This window comes from Azotobacter chroococcum (assembly GCF_004339665.1).
GTDB lineage: Bacteria > Pseudomonadota > Gammaproteobacteria > Pseudomonadales > Pseudomonadaceae > Azotobacter > Azotobacter chroococcum.
The window spans coordinates 123,914-140,947 of the sequence record NZ_SMMU01000012.1 but is presented as its reverse complement, the minus strand read 5'-3'; the positions used below and the strand labels follow the sequence as shown (position 1 = coordinate 140,947).

14 protein-coding genes are annotated in these 17,034 nt (G+C 68.4%); 7 read left to right on the top strand and 7 right to left on the bottom strand.

The genetic code is table 11. The annotated features are described in order from the left end of the window. Window positions 1-391: 391 nt before the first annotated feature. The 6 genes from fdhD (at window position 392) to moaA (ending at window position 7,920) form a co-directional block, all read left to right on the top strand. Window positions 392-1,219: a formate dehydrogenase accessory sulfurtransferase FdhD gene (fdhD, locus tag EV691_RS12570; RefSeq protein WP_131297294.1), complete on the top strand. Its 828-nt coding sequence runs from the start codon at window positions 392-394 to the stop codon at window positions 1,217-1,219. A 102-nt stretch (window positions 1,220-1,321) separates the two neighbouring features. Next, on the top strand, window positions 1,322-4,378 hold the full coding sequence (fdnG, locus tag EV691_RS12565; protein WP_131297284.1) for a formate dehydrogenase-N subunit alpha: 3,057 nt from the start codon (window positions 1,322-1,324) through the stop codon (window positions 4,376-4,378). A 19-nt stretch (window positions 4,379-4,397) separates the two neighbouring features. Then, entirely contained in the window at window positions 4,398-5,285 is an 888-nt protein-coding gene (gene fdxH / locus EV691_RS12560) for a formate dehydrogenase subunit beta (RefSeq protein ID WP_278250215.1), read from the top strand. Then, window positions 5,282-5,929 (top strand): formate dehydrogenase subunit gamma, encoded by a 648-nt coding sequence (locus EV691_RS12555; protein ID WP_131297282.1) that lies wholly within the window; start codon window positions 5,282-5,284, stop codon window positions 5,927-5,929. The genes fdxH and EV691_RS12555 overlap by 4 nt, the downstream gene beginning before the upstream one ends. Beyond that, window positions 5,926-6,837, top strand: a complete 912-nt coding sequence (fdhE, locus tag EV691_RS12550; RefSeq protein WP_131297281.1) for a formate dehydrogenase accessory protein FdhE — start codon at window positions 5,926-5,928, stop codon at window positions 6,835-6,837. The genes EV691_RS12555 and fdhE overlap by 4 nt, the downstream gene beginning before the upstream one ends. A 90-nt stretch (window positions 6,838-6,927) precedes the next feature. Next, the gene (moaA, locus tag EV691_RS12545; RefSeq protein ID WP_131297280.1) at window positions 6,928-7,920 is read left to right on the top strand and encodes a GTP 3',8-cyclase MoaA; all 993 of its coding nucleotides are present in this window, start codon (window positions 6,928-6,930) and stop codon (window positions 7,918-7,920) included. Between the two features lie 104 nt (window positions 7,921-8,024). Here the strand turns inward: moaA and EV691_RS12540 are convergent, their stop codons facing one another. Further along, window positions 8,025-10,862, bottom strand: a complete 2,838-nt coding sequence (locus EV691_RS12540; protein WP_131297279.1) for a DUF3141 domain-containing protein — start codon at window positions 10,860-10,862, stop codon at window positions 8,025-8,027. A gap of 255 nt (window positions 10,863-11,117) precedes the next feature. Here EV691_RS12540 and phaP point away from each other — a divergent pair, with 255 nt between their 5' ends. Then, complete coding sequence (phaP, locus tag EV691_RS12530) at window positions 11,118-11,657, top strand: TIGR01841 family phasin (protein ID WP_131297278.1); 540 nt, start codon at window positions 11,118-11,120, stop codon at window positions 11,655-11,657. A gap of 97 nt (window positions 11,658-11,754) precedes the next feature. On the opposite strand, the gene EV691_RS12525 is transcribed toward phaP, so the two are convergent. The 6 genes from EV691_RS12525 to EV691_RS12500 form a co-directional block, all read right to left on the bottom strand. Beyond that, window positions 11,755-12,243: a nucleoside 2-deoxyribosyltransferase gene (locus EV691_RS12525; RefSeq protein ID WP_131297277.1), complete on the bottom strand. Its 489-nt coding sequence runs from the start codon at window positions 12,241-12,243 to the stop codon at window positions 11,755-11,757. A 100-nt stretch (window positions 12,244-12,343) separates the two neighbouring features. Then, window positions 12,344-12,610, bottom strand: coding sequence for a DUF2790 domain-containing protein (locus EV691_RS12520; protein WP_131297276.1), 267 nt, complete (start codon window positions 12,608-12,610; stop codon window positions 12,344-12,346). A 258-nt stretch (window positions 12,611-12,868) separates the two neighbouring features. Then, a complete protein-coding gene (locus tag EV691_RS12515; RefSeq protein ID WP_039806659.1) occupies window positions 12,869-13,135 on the bottom strand; it encodes a DUF2790 domain-containing protein in 267 nt (88 codons plus the stop codon). A 606-nt stretch (window positions 13,136-13,741) separates the two neighbouring features. Further along, the gene (locus EV691_RS12510) at window positions 13,742-14,635 is read right to left on the bottom strand and encodes an efflux RND transporter periplasmic adaptor subunit (RefSeq protein WP_089169520.1); all 894 of its coding nucleotides are present in this window, start codon (window positions 14,633-14,635) and stop codon (window positions 13,742-13,744) included. Between the two features lie 25 nt (window positions 14,636-14,660). Continuing rightward, window positions 14,661-14,861 carry a DUF1656 domain-containing protein gene (locus EV691_RS12505; RefSeq protein ID WP_131297275.1) on the bottom strand — a complete coding sequence of 67 codons (201 nt, stop codon included), beginning with the start codon at window positions 14,859-14,861 and terminating at the stop codon, window positions 14,661-14,663. Beyond that, on the bottom strand, window positions 14,851-17,028 hold the full coding sequence (locus EV691_RS12500; RefSeq protein WP_131297274.1) for an FUSC family protein: 2,178 nt from the start codon (window positions 17,026-17,028) through the stop codon (window positions 14,851-14,853). The genes EV691_RS12505 and EV691_RS12500 overlap by 11 nt, the downstream gene beginning before the upstream one ends. Window positions 17,029-17,034: the final 6 nt, after the last annotated feature.

Here is a 17,034-nt window from a genome sequence, read left to right as displayed (position 1 = left end):
TTGTATGCGGGACCATTCCCTGTCGCTCAGTCGGCTTCTGTCAGTCATGGCAAAAGCCCAGTTTTAGCACTGGGCTTGCGTCAACAGAACCTAGCGCTCCACTTTTAATTCATTAAGTGAATAATAATTCTATGTTTATATGAATTTTGTGCATTTAACGGCGCGAGCAGGGCTAGACCAAAGGCTAAGGCGCGTGCGGCCGCTCGGAGGCGGCAGTCGCTGGCGCCGGGGGAGGGAACAGCGGAGCGGCGTGGCCTGCGCGGCAGGATGCCGCATGTGGCGGTCGTATTGATAGATACTGTCGATCAATGAATCGGCAATAGCGATTGGTCGGGCCCGCGGGGCCGGGAATAAACTTGACTTGTGTCAATTCATCGCCGAGCGCGCCGCCATGCCGCATCACGCCAGTCCCCCTGCCCAGGAGCCTCCCCCGGCCGTCACGGGTGTCTACCGCTATGCCGAGATCGGCCTTCCGGCGCAGGTTTCCGAGGTGCCTCTGGCGGCGGAATGCGCGCTGGCGATCAGCTACAACGGACTCAGCCATGCGGTGATGATGGTCACGCCGGAGGGGCTGGAGGACTTCGTCCACGGCTTCACTCTGACCGCCGGCATCATCGATAGTGCCGATGAAATCTACGACCTGCGGCTCGTCGAGGGCGTCGAGGCCTGGCGGGCCGAGGTGGAGATCGCCAGCCGCGCCTTCTGGCAGCTCAAGCGGCAGCGCCGCCAACTGGCCGGCAGCAGCGGCTGCGGGGTGTGCGGAGTGGAGGCGCTGGAGCAGGCGCTGCCGCAGCTGGCGGCGCTCGAGCCGGTGCCGCTGCCGCCGGCCGAACACCTTGAGGATCTGCGCGAGCGCATCGCCGCCGAGCAGCGCCTGGCCCGCCAGAGCGGCGCCCTGCATGCCGCGCTGTTCGTCGACGGGGACGGCGAGATCCGCCTGTGCCGCGAGGACATCGGCCGGCACAACGCCCTCGACAAGCTGATCGGCGCCCTCAGGCGCGACCGGCTGGAACCCGGCCGCGGCTTCGCCGTGGTCACCAGCCGCTGCGGCGTCGAGCTCCTGCACAAGGCGGTGCGCGCCGGCATCGGCACCCTGGTTGGGCTGTCGGCGCCCACCGCGCTGACCGTGGACTGGGCGCGCCGCCACCGCCTCAACCTGATCCACCTGCCGCACCACAGCGCGGCGCGGGTCTACAGCCCGGTACCCCGCGCCCCGTAACACCCGTCCCGCCGCCGGCGGGGCCCGCACCCCAATCGAAAGCCCCGAGCGTTTCCCGTCGAAGCGCGGCCTGCGCTCGCCCCTACCTTTCAGGAGATCGTCATGGAACTTGGCAGAAGACAGTTCTTCAAGCTCTGTACCGTCGGGGTGGCCGGCGCCACCGCCGCCACCCTCGGCTTCGCCCCCGGCGTCGCCAACGCCACCCAGCCGCGCCAGTACAAGCTGCTGCGCGCCAGGGAAACCCGCAACAACTGCACCTACTGCTCGGTGGGCTGCGGGGTGCTGATGTACAGCCTCGGCGACGGCGCGAAGAACGCCAAGCCGCGCATCTTCCACATCGAGGGCGATCCGGACCATCCGGTCAGCCGCGGCTCGCTGTGCCCGAAGGGCGCCGGCCTGGTCGACTTCATCCACAGCGAGCAGCGCCTGCAGTACCCCGAGTACCGCGCGCCGGGCTCGGACAAGTGGCAGCGGATCAGCTGGGAGGAGGCCATCGAGCGCATCGCCCGGCTGATGAAGGACGACCGCGACGCCAACTTCGTCGAGAAGAACGCCGCCGGGCTCACCGTGAATCGCTGGCTGACCACCGGCATGCTCTGCTCCTCGGCGGCCAGCAACGAGACCGGCGCCCTCGACTGGCGCTTCACCCGCGCCCTCGGCATCCTCGGCATGGACTGCCAGGCGCGGCTCTGCCACGGCCCGACCGTGGCCGCCCTGGCGCCCAGCTTCGGCCGCGGCGCGATGACCAACAACTGGGTGGACATCAAGAACGCCAACGTCGTCCTGGTGATGGGCGGCAACCCCGCCGAGGCCCACCCGGTGGGCTTCAAGTGGGCCATCGAGGCGAAGATCCGCAACGGCGCCAAGCTGATCGTGGTCGACCCGCGCTTCAACCGCAGCGCCGCGGTCGCCGACCTCTACGCGCCGATCCGCGCCGGCTCCGACGTGACCTTCCTGATGGGCGTGGTCAATTACCTGATCGCTCACGACAGGATCCAGCACGAATACGTGCGCGCCTATACCAACGCGAGCCTCTTGGTGCGCGACGACTTCAGCTTCGACGAGGGCCTGTTCAGCGGCTACGACGAGACGAAGCAGCAGTACGACCGCAGCTCCTGGGCCTACCAGCTGGACGAGAACGGCCATGCCCGGCGCGACCCGACCCTCAGCCATCCGCGCTGCGTGTGGAATCTTCTGAAGCAGCACGTCAGCCGCTACACCCCGGAGATGGTCACGCGCCTGTGCGGCACGCCGAAGGAGGACTTCCTGGAGATCTGCCGGCTGCTCGGCGACACCAGCGCGCCGGACAAGACCGCGACCTTCCTCTACGCCCTCGGCTGGACCCACCATACCAGCGGCGTGCAGATCATCCGCGGCGCGGCGATGATCCAGCTCTTGCTCGGCAACATCGGCATGCCCGGCGGCGGCATCAACGCCCTGCGCGGCCATTCCAACATCCAGGGCTACACCGACCTCGGCCTGCTCTCGGTGCGCATGCCGGGCTATCTGAACCTGCCCTCGGAACGCCAGCCCGACCTGGCCACCTACCTCGCGCAGAGCACGCCCAAGGCGCTGCTGCCCGGCCAGGTGAACTACTGGCAGAACACCGAGAAGTTCTTCGTCAGCCTGATGAAGAGCGTCTGGGGCGACAAGGCGACCAAGGACAACGACTGGGGCTTCGACTGGCTGCCCAAGTGGGACGTCGAGTACGACGTGCTGCGCTACCTAGAGCTGATGTACGAGGGCAAGGTCAACGGCTACATCGCCCAGGGCTTCAACCCGATCGCCGCCTTCCCGGACAAGAACAAGGCGGTCGCCGCCCTGTCCAGGCTCAAGTACCTGGTGGTGATCGACCCGCTGGTCACCGAGAGCTCGAACTTCTGGCAGAACCACGGCGAAGCCAACGACGTGAACCCGGCCGAGATCCAGACCGAGGTGTTCCGCCTGCCGTCGTCCTGCTTCGCCGAGGAGAACGGCTCGATCGCCAACTCCGGGCGCTGGCTGCAGTGGCACTGGGCCGGGGCGGCGCCGCCGGCCGAAGCCTGGCACGACGGCAAGATCCTCGGCCACCTGTTCCTCAGGCTGCGCGAGCTGTACGAGCAGGAGGGCGGCGCCAACCCCGCGCCGCTGCTCAACATGGCCTGGAACTACAGCGATCCGGAGGACCCGGCGCCCGAGGAGGTCGCCCGGGAGGCCAACGGCTACGCCCTGGCCGACCTCTACGACCCGCAGGGTAACCTGTTGGCGAAAAAGGGCGAGCTGTTGCGCGACTTCTCGCTGCTGCGCGCCGACGGCAGCACCGCCAGCTTCTGCTGGATCTTCGCCGGCTCCTGGACCGAGGCCGGCAACCAGATGGCGCGGCGCGACAACGCCAGCGACGGCCAGGGCCTCGGCAGCACGCCGGGCTGGGCCTGGTGCTGGCCGCAGAACCGCCGCATCCTCTACAACCGCGCCTCGGTCGACCCGCAGGGCAAGCCCTGGGACCCGAAACGCAAGCTGATCGAGTGGAACGGCCAGCGCTGGAGCGGCATCGACGTCGCCGACTTCGCCGCCACCGTCGCGCCGGGCAGCGAGGCCAACCCGTTCATCATGCTGCCCGAGGGCCTCGGCCGGCTGTTCGCGGCCGGCGCGCTGGGCGACGGGCCCTTCCCCGAGCACTACGAGCCGATCGAGTCGCCGCTGGAGCACAACCCGCTGCACCCGAAGGTCACCTTCAACCCGACCACCCGGCTGTTCGACAACGACCGCAAGCGCATGGGCAGCGCGGCGGAGTTCCCCTACGTCGCCACCACCTACTCGATTACCGAGATGTTCCGGCACTGGACCAAGGCCTCGCGGCTCAACGCCATCGTCCAGCCCGAGCAGTTCGTCGAGATCGGCGAGCAGCTGGCGGCGCAGAAGGGCATCCGCGCCGGCGACACGGTCAAGGTCACCTCCATGCGCGGCTTCATCAAGGCCAAGGCGGTGGTGACCAAGCGCATCGCCACCCTGGAGATCGACGGCAAGCTGGTCGACACCGTCGGCATCCCCTGTCACTGGGGCTTCGAGGGCACCACGCGCAAGGGTTTCCTGGCCAACACCCTGACGCCCGCGGTTGGCGACGCCAACTCGCAGACGCCGGAGTACAAGGCCTTCCTCGTGAACATTGAAAAGGTCTGATGGAGGGCTATTCATGTCCATGCAATCCCAAGACATCCTCAAGCGCTCGGCGACCAGCGCGCTGACCCCGCCGACCCAGGTCCGCGACCATAAAGCGGAAGTCGCCAAGCTGATCGACGTGAGCATCTGCATCGGCTGCAAGGCCTGCCAGGTCGCCTGCTCGGAGTGGAACGACCTGCGCGATGAGGTCGGCCAGAATGTCGGCGTCTACGACAACCCCATCGACCTCAGCGCCAAGAGCTGGACGGTGATGCGCTTCGACGAGGTGCAGCAGGAGAACGGCCGGCTCGAATGGCTGATCCGCAAGGACGGCTGCATGCACTGCAGCGATCCCGGCTGCCTCAAGGCCTGCCCGAGCCCGGGCGCCATCGTCCAGTACGCCAACGGCATCGTCGACTTCCAGTCCGAGCACTGCATCGGCTGCGGCTACTGCGTCGCCGGCTGCCCCTTCAACGTGCCGCGGATCAGTCAGGAGGACAACAAGGCCTACAAGTGCACCCTGTGTTCCGACCGCGTGGCGGTGGGCCAGGAGCCGGCCTGCGCCAAGACCTGCCCGACCGGGGCGATCAGCTTCGGCAGCAAGGCCGACATGCAGCACCTGGCCGGCCAGCGCGTCGAGGAGCTGCACGGCCGCGGCTACGCCAACGCCGGCCTCTACGACCCGCAGGGCGTCGGCGGTACCCATGTGATGTACGTGCTGCACCACGCCGACCGGCCCGAGCTGTACCACAACCTGCCCAGGGACCCGCGCATCAGCAGCGCGATCCACGGCTGGAAGGGCTGGATGAAGCCGGTCGCCGCCGTGGCCTTCTTCGCCACCCTGGCCGGCACCCTGTTCCACTACGTCGGCGTCGGCCCGAACCAGGTCGACGAGCACGCCGACGACCACGAGGAGACCAAGGCATGAACAAGCGCGACATGATCCTGCGCACCCGTTTCCCCGAGCGCGCCTGCCACTGGGTGATGGTGATCTGCTTCTTCCTCGCCGCGCTCTCCGGGCTGTCCTGGTTCTTCCCGACCCTCAGCGGCCTCGGTGCGGTGCTCGGCACGCCGCAGATGGCGCGCATCCTGCACCCCTTCCTCGGCGTCGCGGTGTTCCTCGCCCTGGTCTACCTGTTCATCCGCTTCGTCAAGTACAACCTGCCGGAGCGCGAGGACCTCGCCTGGTTCGCCAACGTCAAGGACGTGCTGCTCGGCAACCACGACAAGCCCCTGCAGATCGGCAAGTACAACGCCGGCCAGAAGATTCTGTTCTGGGGAATCATGAGCCTGATCAGCGTGCTGCTGCTCAGCGGCTTGGTGATCTGGCGGCCGTACTTCGCCCTGGCCTTCCCCATCCCGCTGATCCGCCTCGGCCTGTTCCTGCACGCCGCCGCCGGCATCGCGCTGATCCTCTTGATCCTCGGCCACGCCTACCTGGCCTTCTGGGTCAAGGGCTCGATTTCCGGGATGGTCACCGGCTACGTCTCGCGCGCCTGGGCCAAAAGCCACCACGACCGCTGGTACCGGCAGATCTCCAGCAAGCCGGCCAAGGGCGAGGGCAGCGAATGAACAGCATCCGTCTGGTTTGCGACGAACAGCCGAGCGGCGGTGTCGGCGCCATCGTGCCGCTGATCCTGCCCGACCTGAAAAACCGCTACGGGCGCCGCGCCGCACGCCTGCGCCAGCTCGCCGAGGGCCATCCGATGGCCGACTACCTGCGCTTCGCCGCCGGCATCGCCGAGGCGCAGCAGCAGGTCGCCGAGGCGCTGCCGCTGCCCGCGGCGCTGGTCGCCACGCTGCCCGCCCGTCTCGGTGGGCCGCTGCCGCCGCTGGAAGCCACCACCCTGCCGCGCGAGCGGCACTGGCGCGAACTGCTGCAGGGTCTGCTCGAACGCCTGCCGGCCGCGGCGAATCCGGCCGTGGCGCACACCCTCACCGGGCTGCGCGGTTGCGACGGGATCGCCCTGAAGCGGCTGGCCGACGCCCTGCTGGCCGGCGACTACCTGGTGGTCGGCAGCGATCGCGCGCCATTTCTCTGGGCCGCGCTATCGCTGTACTGGACGCAGCTGGCCGCGCAGTTGCCGGCCAGCGGTCAGGCCCGGGTCGGCGAGGGCCGCCAGTGCTGCCCGGTGTGCGGTGGCGCGCCGGTCGCCAGCGTGATCCGCGGCGGCGCCCAGAGCGGCCTGCGCTACCTGCACTGCGGGCTGTGCGAGAGCCGCTGGCACATGGTGCGCACCAAGTGCAGCCACTGCGAGGAGGGCGGCCGGCTCGACTACTGGTCGCTGGACAACGAGCAGGCGGCGATCCGCGCGGAAAGCTGCGGCGACTGCAACAGCTACCTCAAGGTTCTCCACGAGGACCGCGACCCGCAGTTGGAGGTGATCGCCGACGACCTGGCCTCCCTCGCGCTGGACGCCGAGGTGGAGCGCCAGGGCTTCTACCGCAGCGGCCTCAATCCGTTCCTCTTCCCCGGCTGAGCAGGGGCGAGGCGTAGGGTGGATAAGGCTACGCCGTTATCCACCCTACGGACGCTATGAGTTCACCGAATCCCTTTGACGAGAATCCCCATGGCCAGTGCACTGCAAGACGGCTTCGGACGCACCATCGACTACCTGCGGCTGTCGGTGACCGACCGCTGCGACTTCCGCTGCGTCTACTGCATGGCCGAGGACATGCGCTTTCTGCCGCGCCAGCAGATCCTCGGCCTCGAGGAACTGTACCGCCTGGCCCGGCTGTTCGTCGGCCGCGGGGTGGAGAAGATCCGCCTCACCGGCGGCGAGCCGCTGGTGCGCCAGGGCATCCTCGGCCTGTGCGAGCGGATCGCCGCGCTGCCCGGCCTGCGCGAGCTGGTGATGACCACCAACGGCTCGCAGCTGGTCAGGCTGGCCCGGCCGCTGGCCGAGGCCGGGGTGAAGCGCCTCAACATCAGCTTGGACAGCCTGGACCCGGCGCGCTTTCGCGCCATCACCCGCACCGGCGAGCTGGCGCGGCTGCTCGACGGCATCGAGGCGGCCCGTGCCGCCGGCTTCGAGCGGATCAAGCTGAATACCGTGGTGATGCAGGGGCGCAACGCCGACGAGGTGCTCGAACTGGTCGACTACGCCGTGGCGCGCGGACTGGACATCAGCTTCATCGAGGAAATGCCGCTGGGCGAGGTCGGCCGCTCGCGCGGCGAGGCCTTCTGCTCCAGCGACGAGGTGCGCGCGCGGATCGCCAGCCGCTACGCGCTGCTCGACTGCGCCGAGCAGAGCGGCGGGCCGGCGCGCTACGTGCGCCTGCCGGCGCATCCGGGCAGCCGCATCGGCTTCATCTCGCCGCACAGCCACAACTTCTGCGCCAGCTGCAATCGCCTGCGGCTGACCGTCGAGGGCCGCCTGCTGCTCTGTCTCGGCCATGAGCAGTCGCTGGACCTGCGCGCCCTGCTGCGCCGCCACCCGACCGACGACCGGCCGCTCGTGGACGCCATCGACCGCGCCCTGCTGCACAAGCCGCAGCAGCACGACTTCTCCGCGAGCGGCGAAGTCCAGGTGCTGCGCTTCATGAATGCCAGTGGAGGATAGGTGGGAGTTTGCGGAGCGGCGGTAGGAGCCAGGGGGACGTCGCGTCCCCGCTGATAATTTTTGTCGCTGATCGCCAGCAAGCTGGCTCCTACCGGTTTCGTGCGCTACTTGTCGCCGGGCTTGGTGCTGGTGGGCTTGCGCGGCCGACGGGGCTGGCGCGGCTTGGCGGTCTTCGGCGCCGGCGCGCTTTGGGCCGGGGCCGCTTCCGCACTGGCCGGGGCGGCTTCGACCGGGGCCGGAGAGGCTTCGGCGCTGGTCGGCGCGGCTTCGAGCGGGGCGGGGGAGGCTTCGGCGGCGATCGGCGCAGCTGCGCCGGCGGGCTGCGCTTCCGCCGGCTCCGCGATCACCGTATTGGCGCGAATGCGGATGTGCGGCTTGGGCGTTGCTTCCGCCGGTGTGGCCTCGGCCGGCGCTTCGGCGGCAGCAGGCTCGGCCTTGACCGGCGCCGCAGCCGGCTCGACCGCCTCGGGCTCAGGCGCGCCAGTCGGGATTTCCGGCACGACGGCCGGGGCCGGCTCGATCAGCGCTTCCTGCCGGCTGGCCGGCACGGCGGCGGCTTCGGCAGCGGGGCGCACCTTCGGCTCAAGGGCCGGCGGCGCGCTTTCCGGGGCAACGGCCGGTGTGGCCGCGCTCGCCTCGGCGGGGGCTGGCGCCGCGACCGCCTCGGGTTCCTCCAGGGGCAGCCGGGCGAAGTCCGCCGGCGGCAGCTCCAGCACCTCGAACAGCCGGCGCCAGAGCGTGCCCAGCGGTCCGTCGCTGCGCTGCCAGACGGGCTCGATGTCCATCACCTCGGCGAGGATCCGCCGGCGTTCGGCGGCTTCGGGCAGCAGTTCGGGCAGCGTCTGCAGGCTCTCCTCGGGATAGGCGAACACCAGCAGGTTCTGCTGGCGGGTGATTTCCCGCAGGCTGGCGACGTCCGGGATGTGCGGGTCGGCGCTGGCCCGGCGGCGGTAGTCCTTGACGATGCTTTCCAGCATCACCTTGTCCAGCCGGCCGCTGGCCCGGGCGAGCAGCAGCAGGATGCGGATCGCCGCCTCCCGCGCGCCGCCCAGTGGCAGGGCCTCGTACAGGCGCTCGAGCAGGGCCCGCTCCCGTTCGCTGACGAACTTCTCGGCCGCGCTCGCCCGCTGACCGCCGGCGAGGGTGCTGAGCCCGCCGTAGAACATGTGGAAGGCCAGCTCCTGGCCGGCGTCGCGCAGGTCGCGCCAGGTGTCCAGGGTGTTTTCCACGCAGCCGGAGACGAAGTCCTGCCAGGCCAGCAGCGGGTTGTCATGGCGCACCGGATGGCGCTGGTGGCGGACCAGCTCGGCCGTTCCGGACAGCCACCAGAACGCCGGGTTCAGGCTGCTCCAGGCCAGCCGCTGCAGATGGAAGGGATGGTTCTGGCGCAGCCGCTCGGCGGTCGGTTCGTTGATCGCCCGGCTCAGCCAGGGGCGTACCGTCCAGTCGTAGACGGTGCTGTTGATCGCCGATACGCGATTGACCAGTTCGAACTCGCGCTCGTCGTCGCAGCCGTCGTCCTCGGCGACGATGTCGGCGATCCGCCGCGATTCGAAGTGCACCTTGTAGGCCTGGGTGCCGCCATCCGGATGCGGCACGTCGTCGATGATCAGCTCGAACAGGCCGGGCGGCAGGGCCTTGATCGCGTCGATGGCGCCGATCAGCTGGCGGTGCTCGCGGCGCGCCACCTGGCCGGAGACGAAGATGCCCAGGTGGCCGGCGCTGGCGTGCTTGAGGTAGATGATGGTGCGCCCGGACGAGTGCAGCGCCAGGTCGGAGGGATAGAGGTCGGCGATCCAGTTCAGGGCCTGCTGCGGCGGGGTGATGTTGTCGCCGTAGGAGCAGAACACCACGACCGGCGCCTCGATCTGGCGCAGGTCGGTGAGGGTGCCCTGGCCGCCGGTCAGGCGGTTGCCGATGAACAGCTCGTCGACGATGGTCTCGATCTCCTCGCTGTTGAACAGGTTGGGGCTGCCCCACCAGCGCTCAAAATCGAGGAAGCGCGGCGCTTCGCTGTCTATGCTGGAGAAAAGCTCGTAGTACTTGCTCCACAGGGCGTGGCTGGGGTCGAGGATCTCGAAGTTGTTGACCAGCCAGGTGCCGTCGAAACGGCCGTTGCCGAGGTCGCTGCCGAGGCGGGTCATCCAGGCGCCGCCGAGCAGGCCGCCGGCATAGCGCATCGGGTTGCGGCCGTTGACGCCGGCCCAGTAGGACAGCGGGGCGCCGACCACCACCAGCAGTCCCGGCAGCTCGGGGCGCAGGGCCGCCAGCCCCATGAGCGCCCAGCCGGCCTGGCAGTTGCCGATCAGCACCGGCTTGCCGGCCTGGGCGTGGCGCTCGGTGACCAGTTCGATGAAGCGGGCCTGGGCGAGGGCGATGTCGCTCAGCGTCTGGCCGGGCTCCGAGCTGTGGCTGAAGGAGATGAAGTAGGTGGGGTGTCCGGCGCGCAGGCTTTCGCCGATCTCCGACTCCTCCTTGAAGCCGCCGATGCCGGCGCCGTGGCCGCCGCGCGGATCGATGACGATCACCGGCGGCAGGGAGACGTCGGTCATCTGGTTCGGGCCGGGCAGGATGCGCAGCAGCGAGTAGTTCACCGGGGCCGGCAGGTCGCGGCCGTCGAGCAGCAGCTCGTGGTCGAACTTGAGCAGTACCGGGTAGCCGGCCTGGCGGTGGTGCAGGGTGTTGTCGGCGCGCTGGCGCAGGGTGTCCCAGAACAGCAGGGTGCGCTGGTTGAAGTCGGTCAGGTAGTCGGTCCAGTCGGCGGCGCCGGGCGGCTGCGCGGAGCACTCGGCCAGCGCCTGCAGCGAGTCTGCCTGGCGCCGGCGGAGATTGTCCTGCAGGTTGCGCGCCTGCAGCCTTTGCAGCTTGCCGATATGCTGAAGGTAGTTGTGGAAAGAGGAGAAGCAGTCTTCCTGCTGCGCAAAAAAAGTCTCCTGGCTCATGATCACCCTCTTCGTGTTGGAGTAAGGCCAAGCAGTGCGCTCCTCCAGGGAAGCCAGCAGATGTGGATTCGTGGGCCATGGAGGCTCGGGGACAATGGCCCGTTTCTTATAGCGGAGGGGGCTCGAGGGATCAAACCTTTTTTGCGATGCAAAAACTCATGCAGCAAGGCATAAGGAAAGCAATAATGCGGCAGACGGCCCGCCGCGATCCGGCGCGCCTGGCCGACCCGGTCGTTGCCTTTGGGAGATTCAGACATGTCCATCTTTGATTCGAAAGCGTTCCAGAACGGCCAGCTGTCCGGACTGGATGCCGCGCAGCGCCTTGGCGAGGAGACGATCGACAGCGGCGAGCGGCTCGTCCGCCTGCAGTTCCAGGCGCTGCGCCTGGCCAGCGACGGCTTCTTCGCCGGCTGGCGCCGGCTGCTCTCGGTACGCGGGCCGGAGGCGGCCGCCGAGCTGTCGCCGGCGGCCCAGGCAGAGCGGCTGCTGGAGTACGGCCGGCAGGTCCAGGAGCTGGCCGCGGCGGGCCAGAAGGTCTTTTTCGATCTGGCCCGGCAGCAGATGGATAGCGGTACCCGGCAGTTGCACGGCATGGTCGCGGAAGTGGCGAAGAATGCTCCGGCGGATGCCGAGCCGCTGGTGAGTGTCCTGGAGACCACGGCGAAGGGTGTCGACTGCCTGTACGGGCGTAGCCTGAAGGCTGCCGGACAGGGCGTGGCGCTGGCCGACAACGTGTTTCGCCTGAGTCGCGAGGCCGGCCGCGTTGCGGCCGGCGCTGTCCGGCCGAAGGGCTGAGCCGGCGCCGGGGAAGCGGCTTCGACAGGCGACAGCGCGGGCGCGGCCGCCCCCGCGGCGGATTTCACCTTTCGGCGGCGGCTCTGGCGCCCCCGCCTCAGACGCCGAGGTGCCGGGCCAGGTCGGCGATCGCCGTTTCCACCGTCGCGCTGTGCCCCGCCCAGCTACAGGCGAGCATCAGGTTGCGCGGCAGGCCGAAGTCCTCCACCAGCCAGCCTTGGGCATCGCGGCCGTCCGCTCCGTGGGGAACCTGGGCGCGCAGGTCGCCGGCAGGCGCGAAGCAGGCCCACACCGGCTTGCCGAGGGCGACGGCGATGCCTGCCTCGAACACCGTGCCGGAGTCCGGTTCCGCGCCGCGGAAGGGTTCGAGATTGGCCAGCACGGCATCGGCGCTGCGCAGCAGGGCGAGGTTCGCTTCGAGAATCCATTGCGCCGTCGCGGCCGGCGAAAGTCCCGCAGGCAGGGCGTTGTCCAGGGGATAGAGACCTTCCAGGCCGTGCCGGGCGCACAGCCGCTTGAGATGCTCGCCGCGTTCGACGGCGTCGGGACGGAACACGTCCGGACCGGCCAGATAGATCTTCGGCATGGCGTTTCCCTCGCTGCGTTTCCGGGCGGGGCCGGCAGGGCGCCGGTCCGTCCCGCGCCGAGGTTCGCGCGCAGGCGGGGAAAGGGCAAGCCGGGCGGTGTCAGAAACCGCCGCAGCCGCGGCCCATGACGCTGTATTCGATGGTGTGCCGCTCGCCGCGGCTGTCTTCGTAGACCATCCGGATCGGCACCACCGCGCAGACGTCGGGAATTTCGTCGGTGCGGATGACCCGGGCGATATCCAGATCCATCGAGTAGTCGTAGCGCTCGGCGTTCGCCGCACTCGTGTCGTGCATGGCCAGCATCCGCCCTTCGGCGGCAGCCATGCATGAAAAACCGGCCAGTGCCAGCAGGGTCAGGGCTTTCATCGGAGTTACCTGTCAGGGGAGGGCCGCATCAGGTCGCGTCGACCGGTCTTGTGGACCGGTCGGCGCGGATGCTCAACATGCGCAGAGAAGCGGCCGTTGGGCAGAAAGCCTTCCAGTGTCGTCGTCACTCCCGGAAGGCCCGTTCACTTTAAAGAGTGCGGGGAGCGGGTCATATGGCCGATTGCGACAAGGACCCTTGAGCGGATCGGCAACAATCATGCCCGTCCCTCTCGGCGTTCTTTGCCGGAGCGCGGCCGATCAGCCGTTCGAGCAGCCCTTGCCCATGACCAGGTATTCGAGGACGTGGCGCTTGCCCTGATGGTCCTCGTAGGTCATCTGCACCGGCACTACCTGGCAGACGTCGGGAATGTCGGGGCTTTCGATGACCCGGGCGATATCCAGATCCATGGCGTATTCGTAGCGTTCCACTTCCAACGATTCCTGGGTATGCGCGGGAGTGGACTGTTCCTCGGCCACCACCATGCACGAAACCCCAGCCAAAGCCAGCAAGGCCAACGCTTTCATCGAGACTCACCTGTAGAGCGAAACTTTATCGAGAACTTGCCTGGCTTCGCACGAGCCGGAACAAGTACTTGTCCAACGTGTGGATACTGCGGTTGGGCAACGGGTTGCTTCCGGTTTTTTAACTTCTTTCCGGAAGGTGAGTTCATTTTAATGTTTGTGAAAATCACGTTACATAGGCAATAACCACAAGGACTGTTGAGTAGATGAGCAATAATGGCCAAGGATGCTGGCCGCTCCGGGCGTTGTCGAAAAAGCCATGTATGGCAATGGCTTGGCGGTAGATGTTCAGGTTTCACTGCTCGGAGCGGCTGGCTCGCCGACTTTGGGCGGATATTTGGCGAGGGGGCGTGAGGCACGCTGTGCAACAGTGCTGCAGTAACTTTTTATATGTCCATGGCGCACGCAGGCGCGGCGGAACATATCCGTCAGAAGTTTTGGGAAATAGCGAGAGGCGCGCAGCAAAAGTTGCCCGGCAAATAGAAGATTTACCGGGCGAACAACTTTTCTCTTTCCGGCGATTATTGCCGGACAGTTTCAAGCGGCGTTCCTGCCCGCTGCGCGCGTGCGCGTCCGGAAACGCGACGCCGCCGGGTTGCCGGAGCCGGATTACCAGCGATCCGGCAGCGGGCGCGGCCGGTCGGCGGGGGGCGTGACGATCACCGTGCAGGTCAGGCCGGCGGCCAGGGTCACGCCTTCCGGCACCTCGTCGATCCGGATGCGCACCGGGATGCGGCGCGCCAGGCGCACCCAGTTGAAGGTCGGGTTGACGTCGGCGACCAGGTCGCGGCTTTCCGGGTTGTCGCGGTCGTAGATGCCGCGGGCGATGCTGTCGACCCGGCCGCTCAGGCGCTCGCCGCTCATCAGGCGCAGCTCGGCCTGGTCGCCGACGCGGATCAGCGGCAGGCGGGTTTCCTCGAAGTAGCCGTAGACGTAGAAGGAGTGGCTGTCGACCAGGGCCAGGGCTGCTTCGCCGCGGTTGGCGAAGTCGCCCTCGAAGACGTTGAGGTTGGTGACGTAGCCGTCCACCGGCGCGCGCACCTCGGTACGGCTCAGGTTGAGCCTGGCCACCTCGAGCTGCGCCAGCGCCTCCTGGTAGTCGGCCTGGGCGGCATGGGCCAGGTGGCTGGCGTTGATGCGGCTTTCCTTCGACACCACCAGTGCGTCCAGGTCGGTCCGCCGCTGGGCGTTCTCCTGGTTCATCTGCAACTGGGCCTTGCGTGCGGCGACCAGGGCCTCGGCCTGCTTGAGCGCCAGGCGGTAATGCTCGTCGTCGATGCGCAGCAGCAGGTCGCCCTTCCTGACCTGCTGGTTGTCCTTCACAGCCACCTCGACCACCAGGCCGGCGACGTCGGGGGCGATGTTGATCACGTCGGCGCGCACCCGGCCGTCGCGGGTCCAGGGCGAATCCATGTAGTGCACCCACAGCGTGCGCACGATGTAGGCGGCGGCGGCGAACACCAGCAGGGTGAAGACGACACTGATGACTCTTTTCCAGGACATATCCGGGCCTATGTGGGGTGACGATTCAGCGATAGATGTACAGGGCGACGAGCCCGTACAGGCAGGTGAACAGGCTCATGCGCAGCAGCGTCGGATGCCAGGCGTGGCGGTACAGGCCGAACCAGGCGGCCAGCCGGTCGAGGGCCCAGCCGGCGGCCAGGGTGGCCAGGAACAGCAGGGTCAGGCTCGGCAGGTAGACGCCGAACAGGGCGATTTCACGGGGCATGGACGACTCTCCCGGCGGTGCTGGCGGAACCCGCGGCCAGCGGCGAATTGGGATCGAGCAGCGAGCTGCGGATGAAGTGCAGGTAGCTGAGCACCCGGCGCAGCGGCGAGCTGTCGAATTGCGGCGGGCGCGGCTCGGGGGTGTCGCGCACCGTCTGGATGGCCTGCTCGACCGCGCCCAGGGCGCGCTGGCGGTTGGCTTCGTCGGGCTGGATGAACAGGCGCACCAGGGCGCGGCCCATGGCCCGCACGCCCTGCTGCCAGGGCGTGTCCGCGGCGTAGCAGGGCTCGTCGGGCAGGGCAGCCTGCTCCTGGCGCAGCTCGATCACCGCATGGCCGATCTCCAGCACCGCGAACATCCAGCGCAGCAGCTGGCGCTGCACGTCCGGACGGCGCGCGGCCAGTCCGTAGGCCTGGTTGAGCAGGTCGCGGGTGCCGCTCTCGAAGCCGTCGACCAGGCCCTTGAGCTTGCCGCTGACGGCGAACACCACGCGCATCCGCAGGTCCTGCTCCAGGCGCCGCCACAGCCAGGGGCGGTCGGGCGGCAGGATCAGCATGGACACCACCACCAGGCCCATGGAGGACAGCACCGCCAGGTACTCGTTGAAGAAGCGGTAGGGCAGGTAGTGGGTCTGGTTGGCCGGCAGGGCGAGCATGCAGAACCAGATCAGCAGGCCGACGCCGTAGCCGAGGGTCTGCGGCCGGGCGAGCAGGAAGGCGCCGAAGGCGATCACCGGCACCAGCGAGCAATAGAGCAGGGCGAAGCCGTCCAGCCAGGGGAAGACCCAGAACTGCAGGACGAAGCCGGCCACCGCGCTGCCGCTCGCGCCGATCAGCAGCTGGCGGCTCAGGCGGGCGGGGTTGCTCGAGGTCGAGCTGAGCGCCGAGACCAGTCCGGCGGTGAGCACGAAGGTGCTGCCGCTGGGCCAGGAGCTGGCCAGCCAGAAAGCGCTGAGCGCGAGGATCAGCAGGGCGCAGCGGATGCCCGCCACCGCTGCGGCCAGGCCGTTGGCGCGCGGGGTGAAGTTGCCCTTCCATTTTTCCCGGCTGTGGTGCTGGTCGGCCAGCGAGGCCTGGGTCTGGGCATAGCCGTGCAGGTCGTCGGTGAAGCGGAACAGCAGCTCGGCGGCGGTGTTGAAATCGGTCAGCTGCGCCTCGTCGGCCTGCTGCTCGACGAGCTGCTGGCGGCCGTCGCGGATGCGCTGCATCAGCGCCTGCTTGCTGGTCGCCAGGCCCAGGGCGAGGTTCGCCGCGTCCTGATCGCTGTACAGGCGTCCGGCGAGCGGCGCGAGCTCCGAGCCGACCTGCGCCAGGCATGGCTGCAGGGCTTCGAGCACGCGGACGCCGGTTTCGCCCTGCAGGCGCTGGAGCAACTGGTAGAGGGCATGGAAGCGCGTCGAGAGGACCATGAACTCGTTGTTCAGGCGCGCCAGGCGGCCGCTGCGCAGGCGGATGTTGGGGTCCTCGAAGGCGCTGGCGTTGCGCAGGTTCTCCAGGGCCACGGCCTGGGCGGCCAGGCGTGCGCTGACCTCCTCCATGCGCTGCGGCTCCAGCTCGCCGGCCAGCCCCGCGCAGGCGACCCCGGCGAAGTCGCGAAAGCGCGTGGCGAGGGTGCTGCGCAGGGTGGCGCCGCTGGTCTGCGGGAGGATCAGGCCCATCACCAGGCCGGTGCAGAGAATCCCCACGGTGATCTCCAGCACCCGCCAGAGGGCCTGCATGAAGGCGCCGTCCGGGTCGAAGGTGGCCGGCAGGCCGATCATCACCGCGGTGTAGCCGGCGAGCACGCAGGCGTAGCCGCGAAAGTCCCGGTAGCGCGCCGCGCCGGCGGTGCACAGGCCGACCCAGATCGCCAGGCAGAGCAGGAACAGCACGCGCTCCTGGTTGAACAGGGCGATCAGGGTGACCATCACCACGAGGCCCAGCAGGGTGCCGATGATGCGGTAGAAACTCTTGGCCAGCACCTCGCCGCTCTGCCGCTGCATGACGATGAACACCGTGGCCAGCACGGTGCTCGGCTGCGGCAGCTCCAGGCGATAGGCCAGCCAGAGGGCGACGAAGGCGGTCAACAGGGCCTTGAACACGAACACCCAAGTCAGGCCCTCGCTCAGCGCCCAGTCGCCCAGGGCACGGCGGAAGGCGCCGACCGGTGCGTCAGCCACGGTTTTCATGGGGGG